Annotated in this window: 18 protein-coding genes and 1 pseudogene; 10 read left to right on the top strand and 9 right to left on the bottom strand. The window is 74.0% G+C overall.

What is annotated here, in order from left to right:
• The 3 genes and pseudogenes from FAF44_RS22560 to FAF44_RS22550 form a co-directional block, all read left to right on the top strand.
• Positions 1-2,606 (top strand): annotated as a pseudogene (locus tag FAF44_RS22560) (hypothetical protein); the annotation flags it as partial.
• Positions 2,607-2,734: 128 nt separating this feature from the next.
• A complete protein-coding gene (locus tag FAF44_RS22555; RefSeq protein ID WP_237105210.1) occupies positions 2,735-5,263 on the top strand; it encodes a glycoside hydrolase family 9 protein in 2,529 nt (842 codons plus the stop codon).
• A 67-nt stretch (positions 5,264-5,330) separates the two neighbouring features.
• The gene (locus FAF44_RS22550) at positions 5,331-5,750 is read left to right on the top strand and encodes a hypothetical protein (protein WP_237105209.1); all 420 of its coding nucleotides are present in this window, start codon (positions 5,331-5,333) and stop codon (positions 5,748-5,750) included.
• Between the two features lie 4 nt (positions 5,751-5,754).
• Here FAF44_RS22550 and FAF44_RS22545 read toward each other — a convergent pair whose 3' ends face one another.
• The 3 genes from FAF44_RS22545 to FAF44_RS22535 are packed head-to-tail and all read right to left on the bottom strand — an operon-like array spanning position 5,755 to position 7,706.
• Positions 5,755-6,459: a hypothetical protein gene (locus FAF44_RS22545; RefSeq protein ID WP_237105208.1), complete on the bottom strand. Its 705-nt coding sequence runs from the start codon at positions 6,457-6,459 to the stop codon at positions 5,755-5,757.
• Between the two features lie 3 nt (positions 6,460-6,462).
• Positions 6,463-7,440 carry a hypothetical protein gene (locus tag FAF44_RS22540; protein ID WP_237105207.1) on the bottom strand — a complete coding sequence of 326 codons (978 nt, stop codon included), beginning with the start codon at positions 7,438-7,440 and terminating at the stop codon, positions 6,463-6,465.
• Positions 7,431-7,706: a hypothetical protein gene (locus FAF44_RS22535; RefSeq protein WP_237105206.1), complete on the bottom strand. Its 276-nt coding sequence runs from the start codon at positions 7,704-7,706 to the stop codon at positions 7,431-7,433. Before FAF44_RS22535 ends, FAF44_RS22540 begins: the two co-directional genes overlap by 10 nt.
• Positions 7,707-7,884: 178 nt before the next feature.
• Here FAF44_RS22535 and FAF44_RS22530 point away from each other — a divergent pair, with 178 nt between their 5' ends.
• From FAF44_RS22530 to FAF44_RS22510, 5 genes are read left to right on the top strand one after another with little or no spacing between them, the layout of a single operon-like run.
• On the top strand, positions 7,885-8,271 hold the full coding sequence (locus FAF44_RS22530; RefSeq protein ID WP_237105205.1) for a YbaB/EbfC family nucleoid-associated protein: 387 nt from the start codon (positions 7,885-7,887) through the stop codon (positions 8,269-8,271).
• Between the two features lie 10 nt (positions 8,272-8,281).
• Positions 8,282-8,662 carry a YbaB/EbfC family nucleoid-associated protein gene (locus FAF44_RS22525; RefSeq protein WP_237105204.1) on the top strand — a complete coding sequence of 127 codons (381 nt, stop codon included), beginning with the start codon at positions 8,282-8,284 and terminating at the stop codon, positions 8,660-8,662.
• Positions 8,663-8,718: 56 nt separating this feature from the next.
• On the top strand, positions 8,719-9,339 hold the full coding sequence (locus FAF44_RS22520) for a TetR/AcrR family transcriptional regulator (RefSeq protein WP_237105203.1): 621 nt from the start codon (positions 8,719-8,721) through the stop codon (positions 9,337-9,339).
• Positions 9,336-10,655 (top strand): MFS transporter, encoded by a 1,320-nt coding sequence (locus tag FAF44_RS22515; protein ID WP_237105202.1) that lies wholly within the window; start codon positions 9,336-9,338, stop codon positions 10,653-10,655. Before FAF44_RS22520 ends, FAF44_RS22515 begins: the two co-directional genes overlap by 4 nt.
• A complete protein-coding gene (locus tag FAF44_RS22510) occupies positions 10,652-12,073 on the top strand; it encodes an aspartate aminotransferase family protein (protein ID WP_237105201.1) in 1,422 nt (473 codons plus the stop codon). The genes FAF44_RS22515 and FAF44_RS22510 overlap by 4 nt, the downstream gene beginning before the upstream one ends.
• 9 nt (positions 12,074-12,082) lie before the next feature.
• Here FAF44_RS22510 and FAF44_RS54885 read toward each other — a convergent pair whose 3' ends face one another.
• Both FAF44_RS54885 and FAF44_RS22500 read right to left on the bottom strand, forming a co-directional pair.
• Positions 12,083-13,150 (bottom strand): histidine kinase, encoded by a 1,068-nt coding sequence (locus FAF44_RS54885; RefSeq protein ID WP_308193359.1) that lies wholly within the window; start codon positions 13,148-13,150, stop codon positions 12,083-12,085.
• Between the two features lie 69 nt (positions 13,151-13,219).
• Positions 13,220-15,178 carry a family 10 glycosylhydrolase gene (locus FAF44_RS22500; protein WP_237105200.1) on the bottom strand — a complete coding sequence of 653 codons (1,959 nt, stop codon included), beginning with the start codon at positions 15,176-15,178 and terminating at the stop codon, positions 13,220-13,222.
• 178 nt (positions 15,179-15,356) lie between these two features.
• Between FAF44_RS22500 and FAF44_RS22495 the strand changes: the two genes are divergently transcribed.
• The gene (locus tag FAF44_RS22495; RefSeq protein ID WP_237105199.1) at positions 15,357-16,925 is read left to right on the top strand and encodes an N-acetylmuramoyl-L-alanine amidase; all 1,569 of its coding nucleotides are present in this window, start codon (positions 15,357-15,359) and stop codon (positions 16,923-16,925) included.
• 80 nt (positions 16,926-17,005) lie between these two features.
• On the opposite strand, the gene FAF44_RS22490 is transcribed toward FAF44_RS22495, so the two are convergent.
• The 3 genes from FAF44_RS22490 to FAF44_RS22480 form a co-directional block, all read right to left on the bottom strand.
• Positions 17,006-18,202 (bottom strand): hypothetical protein, encoded by a 1,197-nt coding sequence (locus tag FAF44_RS22490; RefSeq protein WP_237105198.1) that lies wholly within the window; start codon positions 18,200-18,202, stop codon positions 17,006-17,008.
• Entirely contained in the window at positions 18,199-18,708 is a 510-nt protein-coding gene (locus tag FAF44_RS22485) for a SigE family RNA polymerase sigma factor (protein WP_237105197.1), read from the bottom strand. Before FAF44_RS22485 ends, FAF44_RS22490 begins: the two co-directional genes overlap by 4 nt.
• A gap of 62 nt (positions 18,709-18,770) precedes the next feature.
• Positions 18,771-19,067, bottom strand: coding sequence for a hypothetical protein (locus tag FAF44_RS22480; RefSeq protein ID WP_237105196.1), 297 nt, complete (start codon positions 19,065-19,067; stop codon positions 18,771-18,773).
• A gap of 187 nt (positions 19,068-19,254) precedes the next feature.
• Between FAF44_RS22480 and FAF44_RS22475 the strand changes: the two genes are divergently transcribed.
• Positions 19,255-20,139: a PfkB family carbohydrate kinase gene (locus tag FAF44_RS22475; RefSeq protein WP_237105195.1), complete on the top strand. Its 885-nt coding sequence runs from the start codon at positions 19,255-19,257 to the stop codon at positions 20,137-20,139.
• 10 nt (positions 20,140-20,149) lie between these two features.
• Here FAF44_RS22475 and FAF44_RS22470 read toward each other — a convergent pair whose 3' ends face one another.
• Positions 20,150-21,727, bottom strand: coding sequence for an IucA/IucC family protein (locus tag FAF44_RS22470; RefSeq protein WP_237105194.1), 1,578 nt, complete (start codon positions 21,725-21,727; stop codon positions 20,150-20,152).
• Between the last annotated feature and the right edge of the window lie 31 nt (positions 21,728-21,758).

Raw genomic sequence — 21,758 nt, 5'->3', positions numbered from 1 at the left:
GCGCCGCCCCGTCCGTGCCCGTGCCCGGGACGGAGCTGATCGGCAGGGACGCCGACGTGCGGCGGCTGCGCGCGCTGCTGGCCGGTGAGCGCCTGGTCACGCTGCTGGGGCCGGGCGGCGTCGGCAAGACCCGGCTGGCCATCGCCGCCTGCGACCCGCCCGCGGTGTTCGTCTCGTTCGCGGGGGTACGTCCGGAGGCGGCCGTCACGACGCTGGCCCGCCGCCTCGACGTGGACCTCTCACCGCCGCGTCCCGCCCTCGACCTGCTGCTCACCGCCGTGGCCGGCCGCCCGCGCCCGCTCCTTCTCGTCCTCGACAACCTTGAGCACCTGCCCGCCTTCGACCCGGTCGTCGGCGAGCTACTGCGGGCCGCCCCGGCGCTGCGCGTCCTGGCGACGAGCAGGCGGCGGCCCGACCTGCCCGGCCAGGTGACGGTCACGGTCGAAGGGCTGGGCGCGCCGGACGCCGAGGCGCTGTTCACGGTCAGGGCGGCCAGGGCGTGCCCGGGGTTCGACCCCGACCGCGAGGCCGCCCCGGTCGCCGCGATCTGCGCCGCCACCGGCGGCCTGCCCCTGGCCATCGAGCTGGCGGCCGGGCTGCTGCGCGCCGTGCCCTGCGCCGCGCTGGCCCGGCGGCTCACGGCCGACCTCGGCCTGCTGTCGGTGGCCGGGCCCGCCACCCGCCCGCGGCACGCCTGCATGCGCACGGTCTTCGAGACCTCCTGGCAACTGCTGGACCGGGCCGGGCAGGAGACGCTGGCGGCGCTGTCGGTGTTCGGCGGCGGCTGCACGCTGGACGCCGCCGTCGAGGTCGCCGGGACCGGCCCCGACGTGCTGGTACGCCTGGTGGACCACAGCATGGTCCAGCTCACCTCCGCCGGCCGGTACGCCGTCCACCCCCTCGTCCAGCAGTACGCCGCCGCCCGCCTGAGCCCCTCCGAGCGCCGGACCGTGCGGAGACGGCACTCCGACCACTTCGGCCGGCTGCTCGAACGCCACGCCGCGGCGCTGCTGGGCACCTCGGACACCGGGGTCGTCCACGTGCTCGGCGCGGAGCTGGACAACCTCCGCACGGCCTGGGCGGCGTCCGGGCGACCCCGCTTCCTGGAGCTCTACTGGACGTTGTGCCTGCGCCTGCGCCTGTACGAGGAGTCGGCGGCCGTCGTGCGGCGGCACCTCGCGCGTACCGAGGAGGAGCCGCGGCTGCGGGCCCGCCACCTGTGGATGGCGGGCACCAGCGAGCATCACCTCGCCAGGGAGCACCAGGCCACCCGCCTGGCCAGGGCGGCGCTGGACACGCTCGGCGAGCCGCTGCCCGAGTCGCGGGCCGGTCTCGTCCGGGCGGCGCTGCTGGCCGCCGCCCGGCAGGCCGCGCACCGCGTGTTCCGCGCGCATGGGCCCGGCCCGGCCGGTGACGGGTGGGAGGCCGCGCAGGCGCTGACCATGCTGGCCCGGCTCGCCTACCACCAGCATGACGCGCTCACCCTGCTGGCCGCCTCGTTGCGGCAGCTCAACGCCGCCGAGCGGACGGGCGACGCCGCGCTGCGGGCCGAGGCGTACGCGAACGCCGCCACGATCGCCCGCGTCTCCGGACGCCACCGCCTGGCCGCCCGCTACGGCACCTTGGCCGACCACGCCCTGACCATCGGCCACAGCGCTCCGGCCGTCCCCGCCCCGACCACCCGGCGCGCGGCGTCGCCGGGGCCGGCTGACAGCGGGCACGCCGCCGAGTCCGTGCACCGCGCCCGCCTGGCGCGCGGGCTCGACCAGCTCTACGCGGGCGCGTTCGAGGCGGCCCGGCGCTCGTTCACGGAGTGCCGGGCCGGGACGCTCGCGCCGCGCGTGGCGGAGAACTGCTCGGGCCTGCTCGCCGAGACCGCGCTCTGGCAGGGACGGTTCGCGGAGGCGGCGGAGCTGTTCGCCGCCACGGCGGAGCTGGCCGCCAGGCGGGTCGGCGGGGACGACATCGGCCGCCACTGGTGCCTGACCGGCCAGGCCGAGGCCCTGCTGCGGTCGGGCACGGCGTCCCCGGACCGGATCGGGGAGGTGCTGGCGGGGGCCCGTGCGTCCGCCGAGCGACGGCGCACGCACGAGAAGGACCTCGGGCTGCGCGACGGCCCCGTCCTGCACACCATCCAGGAGATGCGCCTGCTCACCGCCACCGCCCGCCTGGCGGGCCTGGAGCGCGGGGTCGCGGGCGGCGAGGCGCGGGCCGAGCCGGGAAGCGGGGCGCGGGAGGTGCTGGAGGAGGTGATGGTGCTGGCCGGGCGGCTGCCGGGGGCGCAGCGGGGCATGCTGGAGTGCTGGTCCGGCCTGGCCGAGCTGCTCTGGTCGCTCGACCCGTGGCCGGACCCGCGGGTGGCCCGCCGCCTGCACGCCCACCTGTCCCGGTACGCCGCCAGGAACCCGGGGGCCGCCGCCAGGATCGGCTGGGGCCGCGCGCTCGTCCTGGCCGCCGGGGGCAGGCGGGGCGCGGCGGGCCGGGCGGCGGAGCAGGCGCTGGCCGCCGCGCACCGGCTGGGCACCCCGTACGACCAGCGCCGCGCCGAGGCGGTGCTCCGGCGGCTGGGCCGGCGTGACGGCGAGCCGGGAACCCTCGACGGCTGAAAGTTTCACCGTCTTCGCCGCCTTCGCCGCCCGCCCGTGCGGATCCGTTGACGCGGCGGCTCCGGGCAAAGGAGGATCAGGGTTCCGCACCCCTTTGGGAGCGCTCCCAAAATCCCGTAAGGACCTCCATGACCCGATGCCGGGCCGCCTTACTGGCCCTCCTCACCATGGTCGCCCTGTCCCCCGCCCCGGCCGCCATGGCCGCCGACGAGGGACCCGAGCAGATCGTCAACGGCTCCTTCGACACCGGCACCGCCCCCTGGTGGAGCACCGGCAACACCGCTCTCGCCGTCGAGGACGGCCGGGCCTGCGCCGACGTCCCCGGCGGCACCGCCAACCCCTGGGACGTCATCATCGGCCAGAACGACCTGCCGCTGGTGGCGGGCGAGACGTACGCCTACCGGTTCTTCGCCACCGCCACCCCGGCCAAGGTCGGCAAGGCGCTGATCCAGCTCCCCGTGGACCCCTGGACGCAGTATCTGGCCGCCAACCCCGAGCTGAGCGTCTCGGGCAACGCCTACTCCTACACGTTCACGGCCCCCGTGTCGCTGCCGGACGCGCAGGTCGTCTTCCAGTTGGGCGGCAGCGCCGAGCCTTGGAGGTTCTGCATGGACGACGTGTCGCTCAAGGGCGGCGCCGAGCCCGAGGAGTACGAGCCGGACACCGGCCCGCGCGTCCGCGTGAACATGGTGGGCTACCTCCCGGCGGGCCCCAAGAAGGCCACGCTGGTCACCACGGCCACCGAGCCGCTGGACTGGGAGCTGAAGGACGCCGGCAAGCGGACCGTGGCCTCCGGGACGACCGTCCCCAGGGGTGTGGACGCCAGCTCGGGGCAGAACGTGCACACGCTCGACTTCGGCGCGCACCGCGAGCCGGGCGAGGAGTACACGCTGACGGCCGACGGCGAGACGAGCAGGCCCTTCGACATCGGGGCCGGCATCTACGACCGGCTCCCGGCGGACGCGCTGAAGTTCTACTACACCCAGCGCAGCGGCATCGAGATCCGCGACGAGCTGCGGCCCGGCTACGGCCGCCCGGCGGGCCACGCGGGGATCGCGCCGAACCAGGGCGACGTGAGCGTGCCGTGCCAGCCGGGCGTCTGCGACTACAGCCTGAACGTCAAGGGCGGCTGGTACGACGCGGGCGACCACGGCAAGTACGTCGTCAACGGCGGCATCTCCGTGCACCAGCTCATGGCCGCCTACGAGCGGGACAAGACCGCTTTCGGGGACGGCCAGCTCGACATCCCGGAGAGCGGCAACGGCCGGCCGGACATCCTGGACGAGGCCCGCTGGGAGCAGGAGTTCCTGCTGAGCATGCAGGTGCCGGACGGCAAGCCGCACGCGGGGATGGCGCACCACAAGATCCACGACCGGAACTGGACCGGCCTGCCCCTGCTGCCCCACCTGGACCCGCAGCTCCGCGAGCTGCACCCGCCCTCCACGGCCGCCACGCTGAACCTGGCCGCGACGGCCGCGCAGGCAGCCCGTCTGTTCGCCCCGTACGACGCCGGGTTCGCCGCCAGGAACCTCAAGGCGGCCCGCAGGGCGTGGGCCGCGGCGAAGGCCGAGCCCGCCAGGTACGCCGACCCGAACGACGGCGTGGGCGGCGGCGCCTACAACGACGGCGACGTCAGCGACGAGTTCTACTGGGCGGCGGCCGAGCTGTACATCACGACGGGCGAGAAGGAGTTCAGGGACTTCGTGCTGGCCTCGCCGCACCACACCGGGGACGTCTGGCGCGAGCGCGGCTTCGACTGGGGCAACACCGCCCAGCTCGGCCGCCTGGAGCTGGCGACGGTGCCGAACGCGCTGCCCGACCGGGAGCGGGTGCGGCGGTCGGTGGTGGAGGGGGCCGAGAAGTACCTGGCCGTCCAGACCGCGCACCCGTACGGGCTGCCGTACAACCCGCCGGACTTCGACTGGGGCTCCAACAACCTGGTGCTGAACAACCTGGTCGTCCTGGCCACGGCCCATGACCTGACCGGTCAGGAGAGGTACCGCGCCGCCGTCCGGGAGGGCATGGACTACCTGCTCGGCCGTAACGCGCTCAACCAGTCGTACGTCACCGGCTACGGCGAGGTCGCCTCGAAGAACCAGCACAGCCGCTGGTACGCCCGGCAACTCGACCCCGCGCTGCCCCACCCGCCGCGCGGCACCCTGGCGGGCGGCCCGAACTCCGCCATCCAGGACCCGCTCGCGCAGCGGCTGCTGCGCGGCTGTAAGCCGCAGTTCTGCTACGTCGACGACATCGAGTCGTGGGCCACGAACGAGCTGACCATCAACTGGAACTCGCCGCTGGTCTGGGTCTCGGCGTTCCTGGCCGACAAGGGTGAGCGCGCGGACTGCCGGGTCCGCTACACCGCGCACGGCTCGTGGCCGGGCGGCTTCACCGCGCAGGTGGCGATCGAGAACACCGGCGAACGGGCCGTGCACGGCTGGACCCTGCGCTGGTCGTTCCTGGGCGGCCAGCGGGTGGAGCACGCCTGGTCGGCGGCCCTGTCGCAGTCCGGCTCGGTGGTGACGGCCCGTGACCTGCGCTGGAACGGCACGATCAAGCCAGGGCAGAAGGTGACGTTCGGGTTCAACGGCACGGACGCCTCCGGCCCCAACCCGGCTCCCGAGGTGTTCCACCTCAACGGCGCACGCTGCGGGTAGTCGCGGACGTCACGGCGGCGGGCGCGCTCTGGTGAGCCGTCCGCCGTCCCCGTACGTGTAGAAGGGCATGGGAATCTGGCGAATCGTGCTCGTGCCCGTGCTGCTGGCGACGCTGAGCACGTCCATGGGCCCGGCGCAGGCGGAGATCGCCCCGAAACGGGTGCTCGTGGAGCTGCGCGAGCAGGGCGGCTTCGCGGGGCTGAACGACCGGGTGATCGTCTACGGCGACGGGTGCGCGCGGCTCACCCGGCGCACGGGACCGGCCGTCAGGACATGCCTGACGGCCAAGGAGCGGCGCACGCTGCGCGGTCACCTCGGCCGCCTGAAGCTCGGCCGCTCGCAGCCGCCGCCGCGCGGGGCCGACTTCATCGCGTACACGCTGGTCCACGACGGGCGGCGGGTCACCGCGTACTCGCTGCCCGCGACCTGGCGGCCGGTGGTCCGGCATCTGGAGAAGATCATGGCCAGGTACCGGACCTCCGGGTGAGGATTCAGCCGGCCGGCGGGGGCTCGTCCTCGTCCTCGTCGGCCGCCGCCTCCTCCAGCCACGCGCGGGCGAACGAGCTGATCTCCTCGTCCGGCACGGCGGTGGCGCGCAGCAGGAGGTCCGGCTGCTCGTCGGCCCACCGCGCGGCGACGGCCGCCGCGAACAGCCTGGCCAGGGGGTCGGGCCCGGCGAGCCGGGTCACGACGTCCTGCGGGTCGGGCTCCTCGTCGTCGTGCCGGACCAGCCATTCGGCCTGCTCCTTGACCCGGCCGGGCGCCAGGCTCACCGCCCCCGCGGTGAGCTGCTCGGTCGTGGCGTCGGCCAGGAAGCCGAGCACCTTCCAGCGCACGCTGCTCTCGGGGTCGGCGCCCAGCTCCATGACCTGCGCGATGAGCGGGCCGTTCCAGCTCTGAGCGGTGACCAGCACGACGTCTATCGCGAGGAAGCGCACCTGGCGCAGCGGGCCGGCGAGCAGGGCGGAGACCTCGCCGATCAGCTCTCCGGCCGGCTCGCCCAGCTCGGACAGCAGCCAGGCACCGGTGCGTACGAGCTTGGCGTCGCCGCTGTGCAGGAGCGTGCGCAGGTTCGTGACGGGGTAACCCGCGTGGAACTCGTCGAGCAGGTCGTTGGCGAGCACGCCCAGGCCGGCGTCGTCGGCGGGGTAGGTCAGGATGCGGGCGATGAGGTCATCGCCTGTCGGCGCCTGCATGAGCTAGTTCAACCCCCTTCGCCGCATGTCTTCCTGGAATCGCCTCAGCGCGTCCTTCTCCCTGCGGATCCGCTCCTCGTGCCCGGCCTCATAGCCGAGCCTGTCCTGCTCCCGGTTGCGCCGATCAAGGCTTTTCTGCATCTCCTTCTCTACCCGCTGCGCCTCTTCCTTCGACATGTTCGCCGCGCTGTTGGGCAGGTCGCCGTGCATCTTTCCGGTCTGGTCCCGGCGGAACATCCCGGGCCGGCCGCTGCTGCTGCCGCCACGCCGGCCGCCGCCTCCGCGACCACCGCTGTTGCCTTTCTTGCGGGCGAAGTTCGCGATGCCGTCCCGGACGGAGCGGGGGCCGCCCGGGTTCCTGAGCACGGTCGGCCGCAGGGGCATCCGCCCGCCCGCACCGGCCAGCGCCGGTGTGCCTCCCGGGCCGCCCGGACGGCGCAGGTTGTCCAGCACGCGCCGCATCGGGTCGGTCACCCGCCGGGCCACGGCCGGGCCAAGGACCTTGCCGGTGCCCTCGGAGCCTTCCCGCAGCACCTTCCCCATCGCGTGCCGGGTGAGGTACATGCGCGCCGTGGCCGCCGTGACGCCGAGCGCGCCGCCGAACGCCAGCGTCTGCGCGACGGCCGTCAGCCCGGCCGCCGCCTGCATGCCGACGGCCAGCTTCACCGCGCTCACGACGCCGGCCGCGCCGTCGAGCGCCATCGGCGCGACCTTTGAGGCGAGGGCGGTCTGCGTGAGGTGGCCCTCGTTGCCGCCGACCTGGTTCCAGTGCCCGGCCAGTTCCGTGGCCGAGTCGCCGCTGTAGACGTCCCGGGTGCCGCGCACGTCCGTGTCGGCCTCGGCGCTGGCGGGCTCCGCACCGGCCTGGACGATCCGCCAGGCGTCGGCGTCCAGCCGGATCTCGTCCTCGTCGATGTTCGGCCAGGGCACGCCGAGCAGGCTGACGAACCCGTTCAGCTCGGGCGAGAGTGTCAGACCCATAGGGCGCTCTCCACGTTCCCGGCGTTGGCCTCCTCCATCTGCCGCGTGTTCCTGCTCACCGCACGCAGCCCCTCGCCGGTGCCGCCCACCTCTCCCGAGACCCCGGTCAGCGCCATGAGCGAGACCTGCGTGCACTCCGCGTACATGGTGGCGAAGCCGCCGAACAATCCGTCATCCCCCCAGGAGGACACCCCGTTTCCCCGTTCCCGAAGCCGCTGCAGCGCTGCTTGATATTCCGCCCCGTGGGTGGCGATGCGCGTCCCCACGCGCCCCACCTCATGCGACGCGATCTCAAATCCCGTCATGGCCGGTCACCATAGCGATATATGTCAGGGCTATTAGTGATTCGTTATGTTCATGAGACAAACATCTCACTTTCAAGATCTCTTCAAAGAAATGTCTACACTGGGCGACCACCCTGCTCCCTGACCGCCGGGGGTTGACATGCGCGCACCCGCGCCGGAGGACGACGCCGACTTCCTGGCCCAGTACGTCGCGCAGAGCCGCCGGATCATGCGCGACCTGCAGGCGGCCCGCGAGGCCATCCGTCAGGTGGAGGCCCGCGCCGAGAGCGACGACGGCCTGGTCGCGGCGGCCTGCGACGGCCAGGGTGGTCTGTCCCGGCTGCGCATCGACCCACGGGCGCTGCGCCTCGGCGAGGCGGCTCTCGGCCGGAAGGTGACCGAGGTGCTCAGGGCGGCGCAGGAGGAAGCGGGACAGCAGGCGCAGGAGATCGCCGACAGGGCCGGCAGCGGCGCCTCGCTGTCCGCGCCCCTCGACGAGACGTTTGTGCGCGCGCGGGTCGAGCAGGCGGCCCGCGATCTTCTCTAGGAGGCGACAGGTGTACGGCCCGGACATCGACCCCGGCAACATCAGGGACGAGGATCTCGACGAGGCGGCCCGCAGGGGCGAGAGCATGCTGGCCTGGCTGGAGGAGGCGCGGACGGAGCTGGAACAGGTCGTCGGCACCGGCATGGCCCCGTCCGGCCAGGTCAGGGCCACCGTTGACGCCAACGGCCGGGTCCTCGAGGTCAGCTACGGCCCCCGGGCGCCGCGCATGGACAGCGTGGAGCTGGCCGAGGAGACACTCGCGGCGGTGCGCGCGGCCGGCTCGGACGCCGAGCGGCAGACCCACGACCTGCTGCGCGCGGCCCTGCCGGGATACGACCCGGTCGCGGCCGGCGCGGAACTGGAGCGGCTGCTGAACGACGAGCTGAGCTGACCTCGTCTCCATCAAGCGATTGACCGAGAGCAGCCGGCCGAACTATCTTCGGTCGCATGACCTCCGGCCAGGCCGACACGATCCTCAAGGCCGCGACCCGGCTGTTCGCCGCGCTCGGCTACGACGGCACCTCCACGCGCCAGATCGCCGACGCCGCCGGGCTGAACATCGCCACCGTCAACTACCACGTGGGCGGCAAGCGGGAGCTGTACCTCGCCGTCATGGAGGCCGCGCACCGGGCGGAGCAGGCAGCGCTGGAACAGGCACTGGCCCGGCTGCCCGGTGACGATCCCGTGGCCGCGATCCACCGGCTGGCCGACGACTACCTCGACTTCTGCGTGGACCACCCCGAGGTGCCCGCCCTGTGGATGCACCGCTGGCTCTCCGACGCGAGCGACGTCACCGAGCTGGAGCGCCAGTACGTGCAGCCGCTGCTCGCCGCGGTGACCGCCGCGCTGCGTCCCGCGGCCGAGGCCGGGCTGATCGCGGACGAGACCGACCTGGAGTACACCGTGTGGACCGCCGTCTGGGCGGTGCACGGCTTCGCCAAGGGCGGGGTGCTGGACGCCGAGGGCCGCCGGCGGGCGGGCGGCGACCGGGCCGCGCTGCGCCGCTTCCGCGCCCACCTGCACCAGACCCTGCACCGCACGCTCGGCCTGCCCGGCGACCCCCGGTGAACGCCACCCGGATCGGCGGCGGCCGGCTGCTCGGCTACGGGATCGGCTCCGTGGGCACCGGCGTGTTCTCGGCGGTGCCCGGCCTGCTGCTCCTGTACTACCTGACGGACACGCTGGGCGTCCCGGCCGCGGTGGCGGGCGGCGTGCTGGTCGCGCCCAAGATCTGGGACGTGCTGCTGAACCCCCTCGTCGGCGCGGCCAGCGACCGCGAGGCCGTGCGGACCGGCCGCAGGACCCGTCTGCTGGCGACCGGCTCGGCGGCGTTACCGGTGTCGTTCGCGCTCATGTTCGCGGTGCCCGGCGACCTGCCCGGGGCGGTGTGGGCGGGGGCGGCGTTCCTGGCGGCGGCCACCGCGTTCGCCTGCTTCCAGGTGCCGTACGTCGCCCTGCCCGCCGAGATGTCGGCCGACCCGGGCGAGCGCACCCGGATCATGTCCTGGCGGGTGGTGTGCCTGACGGCCGGCATCCTGGTCGCCGGCGGCCTGGCCCCCGCCGTGGTCGACCTGGCCGGCGGCGGCCGGGCCGGCTACGCCGTGATGGGGGTGACGATCGGGGCCGTCATGGCGGCGGCGCTGACCGGGGCGACGCTGGCCACCCGCTGGGTGCGCTCCGAGCCCGGCCCCCGCCGGCTCGGCCCCGTCGCCGCCTTCCGGCTGGCCAGGGGGAACGCGCCGTTCTTCGTGCTGCTGGCGGCGTTCGTGACGCAGGCGCTGGCGGTGGCCGTGATGCTGGCCGGAGCCCCGTACGTGGCCGCGTACCGGCTGGGCGACTACGGGCTGACCACGGTGATGTTCGTCTGCCTGGTCGGGCCCAGCATGCTCGCGGTGCCGGTCTGGGCGCGGCTGGCGCGCGTCCACGGGCCGGTGCGCTGCTACCTGGCCGCCTCCGCCGGCTTCTGCGCCGTCGCGCTCGCGCTGATCCCGGCGATCGCGGCCGGCGCTCTCGCGGCCACGCTGGCGCTGACCGCGCTCGCCGGCGTCTGCTACGCGGCACTGCAACTGCTGCCCCTGTCGCTGCTGCCCGACACCGTGCACGCCGACGCCGCCCGTACCGGCCAGGCGCAGGCGGGCGCGTTCACCGGGCTGTGGACGGCGGGCGAGACCGCGGGACTGGCGCTCGGTCCGGGGCTGTTCGCGCTGGTGCTAAGCCTCTCCGGGTTCGTCTCGGCCCCGGTCGGGTCGCCGGTCGCGCAGTCACCGGACGCGCTGACCGGGCTGCTGCTGGGCTTCACCGCGCTGCCCGCCGCACTCATGCTGATCAGCCTGCCGTTCGTGGTCCGCTACGGGCGGTCGGCCCGGACCGAGGAGACCGTGTGAACCTGCCCCCGACCGGAAGAACCGTCGATGACCTGCTGGCGGAGGTGGCCCGCCTGAAGGAGCACGACCTGCCCGTACGCGGCGGGCAGGTGACCGCCTACGTCTACGACACCGGGCGGGCCGAGGTGAACGACGCCGCGACCCGGGCGTACCTGGAGATGCTGGAGGTCAACTGCCTCGACCCGACCGCGTTCCCCAGCGTGGTCGAGATGGAGCGGCAGGTCGTCGGCGCGGTGGCGGACCTGCTGGGCGGCGGGCACGGCGTCTTCACCAGCGGCGGCACCGAGTCGATCATGCTGGCCGTCAAGGCCGCCCGCGACCGGGCCGCGCGTCCCCGCCCGAACCTGGTGCTGCCGGTGACCGCGCACCCGGCCTTCCACAAGGCGGCGCACTACCTGGGCGTACGGGTGGTGGCCGTACCGGTGGACCTGGAGACGTACAAGGTGCGGGCGGGCGACGTCGAGCGGGCCGTCGACGAGGACACGATCATGGTCGTTGCCTCCGCGCCGTCCTATCCGCAGGGCGTGATCGACCCCGTGGCGGAGGTGGCGGCCGTGGCCGCGGCGGCGGGCGTGCCCTGCCACGTGGACGCGTGCGTGGGCGGCTGGCTGCTGCCCTGGCTGCGGGAGGCGGGCGCGGCGGTGCCGCCGTTCGACCTGTCCGTGCCCGGGGTGACGTCGATCTCCTGCGACCTGCACAAGTTCGGCTACGCGCCCAAGGGGGCCTCGGTGCTGCTGTTCGCCGATCCGGCGATGCGGCGCGCGGCGTACTTCGCGTCGGGGGCCTGGCCCGGGTACACGGTCATCAACGCGACCGTGCAGAGCTCCAGGTCGGCGGGCCCGCTCGGCGGCGCGTGGGCGACCCTGCAGTCACTGGGCCGCGACGGCTACGCCGAGCTGGGCCGGGCCACGCTGGAGGCGACGCGCAGGCTGCGCGCGGGCCTGGCCGGCATCCCGGGGCTGCGGGTGCTCGGCCGGCCGGAGTCGTCGCTGGTGGCCTTCGCCGGCGACGACGTGGACGTGTTCGTGCTGGCGGACGAGGCGCGGGCGCGCGGCTGGTTCCTGCAACCGCAGCTCTCCTACGCCGGCATCCCGGCCAACCTGCACGTCACGGTCACGGGGGTCACCCTGGCCGGGGTCGAGGCCATGCTGAAGGTGATCGCCGAGTCGGCAGGGGCGGCGCGGGAGCGCGGCCCCGTCGTGCTGCCGGACGGGCTGGTCGAGCTGGTGGCGGAGCTGGACCTGGCGGCGCTCGACGACGCGGCGTTCGCCGAACTGGCCGCCTCGGTCGGGGTGGATCTGCGGCCGGGGGCGGGACAACCGGAGATGGCCGTGGTCAACACGGTCCTCGACGCGCTGCCCGCCCCCGTACGGGAGGCGGTGCTGGTGCGGTTCCTGTCGGTCGTCTACGCCTCGTGACCCCGGCTCTCACGACGTGGGGAAGACGGCCTGGACCTGGAAGCCGCCGTCGGCCAGCGGCCCGCACTCCAGCGTGCCGCCGGCCAGCGCCACCCGCGCCCGCAGGTCGGGCAGGCTCATGCCGGGGCCGGAGCCGGTGACCCAGGCCGACGGCGAGCCGCCGGTGTTGCGTACGACGATCCGCACGGAGCGGGGCGCGTACCGCACCAGGACCCGCGCCTCCGCCCCGGGCGCGTGTTTGCGCACGTCGGCCAGGGCCGTCTCGACCACGAGGTAGGCGGTACGGCCCACCAGTCCGGCGACGGGCTCGGGGACACCCTCCACGGCCAGCTCCACCGGCACGCCGTCCTGGGCCGAGTCGATCACCAGGGAGCGCAGGTTCGGCAGCGGCAGCCCCAGGTCGAAGCCCTCGCCGGTGCCGCGCCGTAACAGCGCCACCATGTGCCGCAGTTCGTCGAGCGCCTCGCAGCCCGTCGCGCGGATCTCCTCGGCCGCCAGCCTGGCGCGGTCGTCGCCGGACGCGAGGGCCAGCACGCCGGCCCGCAGCACGATCCGGCTGACGCGATGGGTGACGACGTCGTGCAGTTCGCCCGCCAGCCGCTCGCGCTCGACCCGCCCGGAGCGTTCCGCCAGCTCGGCGCGCAGGCGTTCCTTGACGGAGACGTACCGGCCGTACAGCACCGCGAGCGCGATGACCGCCTCGCTGCGGGCGACCAGCCCGGCCCGGTCGGACAGGGTCAGCACGGCGAAGGCCAGCACGATCACCGGCAGCCACCGCGACAGCGGGCGGCGATCGGCGGCGAACACCATCGCGCCGTAAGCGGCGAACGGGCCCGCGGGCGGCCAGATCGGCGCGCCCGCGGCCGGCAGCGCCACGACGGACGGGACGAGCACGGCCAGCACCGGCACGGCGAGCGCGATGCCGGCGCAGATCCAGGCCACGGCGAGAGGCGCCCGGCGCATCCAGAGCAGCGGCAACGCGCCCGCCAGCAGGATCACCAGGCCCGGCCCCGCATAGCCGCTCGCGGGCGTCAAGCCTGCCGCGACCAGGACCGCGACGGCGTCGATCGGTCGCACGCGGGCACCGTCCACCGCCTCATCGTACGATCACCCGCCGTGTCTGCCCACCCCCGATCGGGTAGCCGGTCACAGCCTGGTGATGCGGACGGCGTCGGCGATGACGTACCCGGTCGTGGAGGTCCAGCGGCTCACGCCGACGACGTTGTAGGTGCCGGCGTTCAGCGTGAACGTGCCGAGGTCGCGCCAGGCCCCGCCGCCCGTGCGCTGGTCGACGGTGACCGTGCGGTTCCCGCCGGAGGCCGCCACGACGTACGGGGTCGCGCTGTTGTACCCGGCGTCGGCCGGATACCACACCTCCACCCGGTAGCTGCCCGCGCTCGGGACGGCCGCACGGAACCAGGCGGGATCGCTGGCCGCGACCGGTTCGGCGAAGCGGTAGTCGGTGCCGTGCCGTTGCGTGGAGAAGGCCGAGGTGCCCCATGCGGTGCTCGCGGCGAACCCGGTGTCGGCGTTGTCGATCACCACGCTGAACGTGTCGCCGCCGCCGGTGCCGACGGCCCGTCCGGCGCTCGGCGCGCTCTCCTGGTGGGTGCGGTTGAGCGCGCTCACGTAGTACGTGTACGCCGACCCGGTGGCCGTCGTGTCCGTGAACGTGCTCTGCCTGGTCGTCGCGACCAGGTTGCGGGCGTCGGCGAAGAAGCACGGGTCGGCCGCCGAGGGTGTGCCGTCCACCCGGTAGACGGCGTACGAGGCGGCCGAGCCCGTCCAGGAGAGCTGGACGCCGTTCGTCCCCCGGGTGGCGGAGGTGATCGCGGGAGCGGCGGGCGCGGCGGCGGAGCCGCGGGCGGGCAGCAGCGCGGGCTTGGTGTAGTGGGCGTTGACGACCCGGGTGAACGCGCCGATCCGGTCGGCCCTGACGTCCTTGGCGCTGAAGAAGATGTCGCCGGCGACCTCGGGATGCTTGCGGTTGTCCTGGAGATGGTCGCTCAGTTCGGCCGGGTCCTGCCAGGCGGCGTCCTGCCCGGACGCGCCCGCGCGGTAGGCGGCCTGGCCGACGACGAGTTGCACGCCCGTGCCCTTGACCACGTCGGACCACCAGGCGGTCAGCACCTCGTAGGGGGCCGTGGCGAAGCCGATGTGCCAGTAGATCTGGGGTGCGAGGTAGTCCACCCAGCCCTGCTTGACCCACTGGCGGCTGTCGGCGTAGATCGAGTCGTACGACTGCAGCCCCGAGGTGGCGGAGCCGAGCGGGTCGGTGCCGGCGTTGCGCCAGATGCCGAACGGGCTGATGCCGAAGGACACGTGCGGCTTGGCCGCGTGGATGCGCTGGTCGAGCTCGCGTACCAGCAGGTTGACGTTGTTCCGCCGCCAGTCGGCGACGTTGCCGAACGAGCCGCCGTACTGGGCGTAGGTGGCCGCGTCGGGGATGCTCTGCCCGCTCACCGGATACGGGTAGAAGTAGTCGTCGAGGTGCGCGCCGTCCACGTCGTAGCGGGAGACGGCGTCCATGATCGCGTCCTCGATGAAGTCGCGCACCTCGGGGATGCCCGGGTTGTAGTAGAGCTTGCCGCCGTAGGCGAAGCGCCAGCCGGGGTGCTGCCGCGCCGGGTGCGTGGCGACCAGTTTGGACGGGTCGTCGTGGTTGGCGATCCGGTACGGGTTGAACCAGGCGTGGAACTCCAGGTTCCGGGCGTGGGCCTCGTTGACCATGAAGGCCAGCGGGTCGTAGCCCGGGTTGCCGCCCTGGGTGCCGGTCAGCCATTGCGACCAGGGCTCGTACGTCGAGGGCCAGAACGCGTCCGCCGTCGGCCGGACCTGCACGACCACGGCGTTCATGCGCTTGGCCACGGCCAGGTCGAGCCAGGCGCGGAACTCGGCCTGCTGCGCCGACACGCTCAGCCCGGTGCGGCTGGGCCAGTCGATGTTGGCGACCGAGGAGATCCACATGGCTCTGAGCTGCCGCTTCGGGGTGGCGGGGTCGGTGGTGCAGGCGGCGGCAGCGGCGGGTGAGGAGTGCGATGGGCTGACGAGCGCGGCGGTGAGCAGCGCCAGGACGGCCAGGACGGTACGCGGAAGCGCGGTCACGAAGGGAAGTTTCAGCGCATCGAGAGGAAAGCGCAATAGTCTTCACAAACATCGGAGGTCACCGCGGAGCCCGGCGGGGGCGAGAAGTTTCACTTAACTCCGAAGTAATGTCAATTATCGACATTAGTCAGAATCTTGTCGTAGCGTGCTGCCGTCACCTGTGAACGAGGAGCACCCCATGACTCTCGCCCGCACGCGATTAGCAGCCCTCGCCACCTCGATCCTCGCCCTCCTCCCCCTCACCGCAGGCCAGCCCGCCTGGTCGCAGACCAGCGCGGTCGCGGTGGACGAATCCCCGCTGGCCGCGGCCTTCACCCAGGCCGCCGCCGCCCACGACGTGCCACGCGACCTGCTCGTCGCCCTGGCCTACGCCGAGACCCACCTCGACGGCCACAACGGCGAACCCAGCGCCAGCAACGGCTACGGCGTGATGCACCTGGTCAGCAACCCGACCAACCACTCGCTCGAGAAGGCCGCCGAGCTCACGAGGCTCCCCGCCGGCCGGCTCAAGTCCGACGACGCGGCCAACGTCCTCGGCGGCGCGGCCGTGCTCCGCGCCCTCGCCGACGAACTGGGCCTCGACGAGAGCGCCAGGAAGGACGCCGGCCGCTGGTACAAGGCCGTCGCCAAGTACGGCAACGCCTCCTCCCCCGAGCTGGCCCGCCTGTACGCCGACGCGGTCTACGAGCAACTCGGCCTCGGCATCGACCTGCGCGGCGTCCAGGTCGAGGCGCAGGAGGTCACCGCCGACCGCGGCGAGTACGCCAAGACCCGCGACCTGAACGCCCGCGCGGGCAAGCAGGCCGGGGACCAGGCCGACGCGCCGGTCGCCATCGCCAGCACCGACTACCCGCCGGCCGCGTGGGTGGCGGCCAGCTCCAGCAACTACCGCGTCTCCAGCCGCGAGACCAGCTACAACATCGACCGGGTGGTCATCCACGTCACCCAGGGCTCGTACGCCGGAACCATCTCCTGGTTCCAGAACCCGAGCGCCCAGGTCTCCGCGCACTACGTGGTCAAGTCCTCCAACGGCGCCGTCACCCAGATGGTCCGGGACAAGGACGTCGCCTGGCACGCGGGCAACTCCACCTACAACAACCGCTCCATCGGCATCGAGCACGAGGGCTTCGTCAACGACGCCTCGTGGTTCACCGACGCCATGTACCGGTCCTCGGCCGCGCTGACGCGTTACCTCTGCGACAAGTACGGCATCCCGAAGACCCGCACCGGCATCGTCGGCCACAACGAGGTCCCCGGCGCGACCCACACCGACCCGGGCTCGAACTGGAACTGGACCACGTACATGAACTACGTGACCGGTGACGGCGGCACCCCCTCGTGGACCACCACCGTGGACAACACCACCTCCGGCCAGTTCACCGCCAGCGCCAACTGGGGCACCTCCGCCTACTCCAGCCAGCGCTACGGCGCCGACTACCGCTTCGCCGACCCGCTCGCCGCCAGCGACCCGGCCTGGTACTCCGCCACCATCCCCAGCGCGGGCACCTACCAGGTCGAGGTCTGGTACCCGGCCGATCCCGGGTACAACAGCTCGGCCCCGTACATCGTGGCGACGTCCGGCGGCAACCAGACCGTCTACGTCGACCAGCGCTCGGGCGGTGGGGCCTGGCGCAGCATCGGCTCGTTCTCGCTGAACGCCGGCACCTACAACGTGGTCGGCGTGAGCCGCTGGACCTCGGGCACCGGTTACGTGATCGCCGACGCGGTCCGCATCAGCAGGCAGTGACCTCTCCCGAGTGACGGCCCGCGCCCGATCCCCCTCCCGGGCGCGGGCCGTCCCCCCTCTACGGGCTAACCTCCACCGGCTCACCTGGGGGTGAGCACCCACCGGTAGTCGCCCTCGCCGCCGCTGCGGCGGTTGAGGCCGAGCTGCACCATCCTGGAGCCGTCCACGCTGACCAGCACCGGGCCGCCGTTGAACTCGTCCGCGCACTTGCCGGCGCAGCCCAGCGCGATCACGTTGTCGTCGTCCGCCCAGGCGTGCAGTTGCAGCACCCGCTGGCGGCCCGCCACCTTCCCCGTCGCCGCCTCGGTGATCTTCGTGGGCAGGCCGTCCTCCCCGAGCACCAGACGGCCGTCCGGCGAGGTGGCCGAGGCCCGCGAGTAGGCGACGTACCGCTGGCCGTCGGGCGCCGGGCGCTCCTGGCCGTCGAGGGTGTAGAAGAGACGGTCGGGCCTGGTGTTGGTGGGGCTCCAGATGAGCTCGCCGTCCAGGCTCCAGCCGAGGTCCTGGCGGGCGTTCCCGCTCACCTCCGCGCGGCTCAGCAGGCCGGGCAGCGGCTTCAGCTCGTGGTAGCCGGACGTGCCCGCCGGCACGTCGATGACGTAGTAGCCGATGCGCGGGCTCTCCCTCATCAGCGGGCCGATCTCGTCGCCCTCGCCCTGAAGGAGATCCGGGTAGCCGGAGTAGGCCGTCGCGAGGATCTTGGTGCCGTCCGGGGACCACGCGACCGCGCCCACCGAGTGCTCCAGCTCGAACCAGCCGAGCATCTGCCGGGTGTTCAGGTCCAGCACGCCCACCCGCCGGCCGAGCAGGTCGCCTTCGATCACGGCCGCGACCTGCAGCCCGGGGGCGACGTCCACCCAGGCGTACGCGGTCCGCTCGTAGCCGCCGGTGCGCGGGTCGTACAGCGACCAGGTCCGCCGGGTCCTGGGCGGGGCGTCCTGAGGGCGCTCCACCTCGGTCACGTAATACGCCGACACCGCCAGCCCCCCGGCGGCGATGAGGCTGGCCGGCGGGCTGTGCTCAAGATCAGCGCGCACGTCCGCCGGAGCGGGGGACGGCCTGGCCGGCAGCTCGATGCCGGCGGCCGGGCGCACGGCGGGCTCGGGCGCGCGCTGCCCCGTGACGAACACCGCGACGGCCGCGATCATGGCCGCCACCAGCACCGCCGCACCGTACGGCGTCCAGGCGCGCCTCCGTAGCGCCCGATCCGCCAGTCCGGCGGGCACCCTGGCCTCGCCGGCCCACTCCTCCATCGTGTCGCGCAGCAGCCGGGTCACGCGGTCACCTCCAGGTCCAGTGCCAGTTCGGGCGCGATCTCGCGCAGACGTGCCAGCGATCGGTGCGCGGTGCTCCTGACCGTGCCGACGGAGCAGCCCAGCGCCCGGGCCACCTCCTGTTCCGGCAGGTCCTCGAAGTAGCGCAGCACCAGCACCGCGCGCTGGCGTGCGGTGAGCCTGGCCAGGGCCGAGCGCAGCACCAGGCGCAACTCGCTCTGGTGGTGCGCGTCGCGCTCCTCCCGCTCGGGCGGGCTCTCCCGGACCACCTCGCCCCGCCGCGCGCTCGTCCGCCACCAGCTCACCTGCTGCCGGTACATGATCTGCCTGGCGTACGCCTCCGGCGCGGCCACCCGCCGCCATCGGGCCGCCAGCTTCGCCAGCGCCGTCTGCACCAGATCCTCGGCCGCGTGCTGGTCACCACCGGTGAGCAGGAACCCGAGGCGCATGAGCGCGGGAGAACGCGCATCGACGAACTCGCGGAAGCGTTGCTCGTCCGCGGCGTCCATGGTCACCTCCAGGGGGAATCGACATCATTCTCTGAGACGCCCCCTGGCACCGCCCGCTATGCCTACCGCATCAGATCGGGGCCCTCGTCCTCGTCCGCGAAGTCCCGGCCGGGCACCTCCAGCAGGCCGAGCGTGTCCTGCTCGCCCCTGCGGACGATCACCTCGTTGATCGCCTCGATCAGCTCCCGCCGGTCGTAGGCGCCCTCGGGCAGTTCGTTGAGGTGCGTCAGCAGGTCAGCCGGCAGGCCCACGTGCCGGGACGCCTGGGCGTACAGCTCCCGCATCGCGACCCGCTCCCGCCCGTCGAACACCTCGTCAATGGCCTGTCGCAGCTCGTCGAGCACGGCTCGGTCGGTCATCGTCCCTCCAGAGCGGGTCCGCGGGGCAGGTCCACCACCTGCTCCGTCACCATGTCCACCGAGACGTCGCGCGGGCAGCGCCGCCCGGATGCGCGCCCCGTGCACAGCGCCTCGCTACCCGCGCGTTTTCCCGGTTAACTACCGAGCACGCTGGTTTGAACTGGTCTTTTACCGGTAATCGCCCCACATGGACATAGCTGGGGTCATCAACGCCGTGGTCGTCGGCGACGTCCTGCCCGGCTCGTGGCCGCGCGGCCGGGAGGCACCCGGGGCGGAGCCGGTCGAGGACGCGCCGGGCGGCGCCGCCGGAGCCGCGGTCAACCTGGTGGCGCTCGGAGCGCGCGCCCGGCTCGTCGGCGTGGTGGGCGACGACCCCCGGGCGGCGCGGCTGGAACGTTCGCTGCGGCTGCTCGGCGTGGCCGCCGATCTGCTGACCGTCCCGGGACGGCACACCGCCGGCCACGGCGAGCAGCACCCCATCCCCGAGGCGGCCGAGCGCGACCTGCTCGGACGGATGTCCGCGGCCCTGGCGACGGCCGACGTGGTGATCGCCTGCGACTACGGCGGAGGGGTGTGCACCCGGGCCGTGCGGCTGGCGCTGGCCGGGCTGCCGCTGCTGGTCGTGGACGCGCACGGGGTGGCCAGATGGCGGCCCTGCGCGCCGGCCGCCGTGCTGCCGGACTACGCCGAGGCCGTCCGCCTGCTCGGCGACGGGGACAGGGACGGCGTGGCCGACCGGGCCGCGTACCTGACGGGCCGCTCGGCGCGGCTGCTGGAGCTGACCGGGGCCGCGATGGTGGTGACCACCCTCGGCGGGGAGGGCACGCTGCTGCACCGCGCGGGCCGCCCGCCGTACCGGACCCACGCCCGGCCCGCCCCCCGGCACATGGCCGCCGGCGCGGGCGACGCCCACACGGCCGCGTTCGCGCTCTGGCTGGCGGCCGGCGCCACCCCCGAGCAGGCCGCGGAGGCCGGCCAGGCGGCGGCCGGGGTCGTCGTACGCCGCCGCGGCACCGCCGCCTGCACCCGCCACGACCTGCTGCGCGCGCTGCGCCCCCACGAGGGCGCGTGAGGCCGGCGCGTCAGGGCGCGCCGCCGGAGTGCGGTCGCAGCGGGTTCGGGATGGGCACCCAGCGCATGGCCGCCCCGTCGGCGTCCAGCCAGCGCAGCAGCAGGTTCGCCTTGGCCGGGACGTGCGTGGCGGACAGCAGGTCGCGCAGCTCGGGCGGGTCGCCGTACTCCTTGGCCGCCTCGGCGAAGACGGCCCTGGCCCGAGCCCACAGCTCGTCCCGCAGCCGGGGATGCCGGGCCCCGACCGCGCCGGCGATCTCGCAGAGGTTGTTGGTCAGCAGGCAGTACACGAGCCGCTCCCAGGCCCGCACGCCGTCCAGCACGGGCGCGGTGAGCCCCGGGTGCCGCTCGGCGACCAGCTTGACCCCCTCGTGGTCGCGGAACAGCGCCTGCCCCGGCAGGCCGCGATCGTCCACCGCGATCAGCACGTTCTGCAGGTGGCACTCCAGCACCACCCCGTGCCGCAGGTACGCGTGCAGGGCCGGCGGCACCACGTGCTCCAGGTAGCGGCGCCACCATTCGAGCGCCGCATCCGCGTCCAGGCCGTCGAGCGGGTTGCCGGGGAAGCCCTCGCTGATGCCCGCCGCCAGCAGCGCGGTCAGCCCGGGGCGCAGGTGCTCGCCCAGCCCGTCGCGGACGATCACGGCCAGCGCCTCGCCTCCGTCGCCGTCCAGCTCGGCCCCGCGCCAGCCGCGGTCGCGCAGCACGGACGGGCGCGGCAGGTGGGCGGGCAGGTCGTCGAAGGCCACGTCCACCAGGGCCGCGACGAGCGACAGGCGGCGCAGGTCGTGCAGCCACAGGCGGCGGACGTCGTTCGTGATCCGCACGTCGAGGCTGAACTTGCAGAACAGGTCCGCCTCCGGCAGGTACACGGTGCGGACGGACGCGGTGGCCACCGCGGTGGCGGCGGTCTCGCCCAGGTGGCGCAGCCGCCCGCCGCCCGGCCCCGCCCGGGAGCCGTCCAGCAGCTCCATCTGCCAGGGGTGGGCGGGCAGCGGGACCAGCCCGTCGCCCGGCGGGCCGCAGAGCCGGTCCAGCGCGCCGGTGTCGCCGTCGCCCACCAGGTCTCCCGCGGGCACGCCGAGCAGCGGCAGGGCGAAGCTCGCCCGCGCCTCGGGCGAGTACCGCAACCACGACTCCGGTCCGCCCCCGCCGCGGGCCTTGGGCGCGGGATGGTAGCGATGGCCCGCCACCAGGGCCTGCTCGGAGCGCAGGTACGCGTCGCCGGGCGGCGCGGCGGCGCTCCTGGCCGCCAGCAGGGCGGCGGTGACCGCCCGGCTGTCGAGGATCTCGGCGGGCAGCGCGTCGTTGGCCACCCCCGTGCCCGCGCGCAGCTCGGCCGCGGTCAGGGCGACGAGCTCCGGCAGCGACAGCGGGACCCAGCCGTCCGGAGCGCGCAGGGCGGGGACGGCCGGAAAGCGCGCGCCGCCGACCCGCAGCAGCCGGCCGGTCGCGGGCAGCAGGAAGACCCCGGGCTCGGCGGGCCGGGCCACCTCCCGGATCAGGCAGTTCAGCAGCGCGGTCACCGCGAGCGGTTCGGCTTCGCGATCCGCCGCGGGAGCGGGAGGGAGGCCGTCGGTAGATGCCATGGCGACCCTACTCCTACCCGTCGGCCCCCCT

This window comes from Nonomuraea sp. MG754425, from assembly GCF_021699195.1.
Classification (GTDB): domain Bacteria; phylum Actinomycetota; class Actinomycetes; order Streptosporangiales; family Streptosporangiaceae; genus Nonomuraea.
The sequence above is the reverse complement of the archived record's forward strand: the minus strand, read 5'-3'. Positions and strand labels throughout refer to the sequence as shown.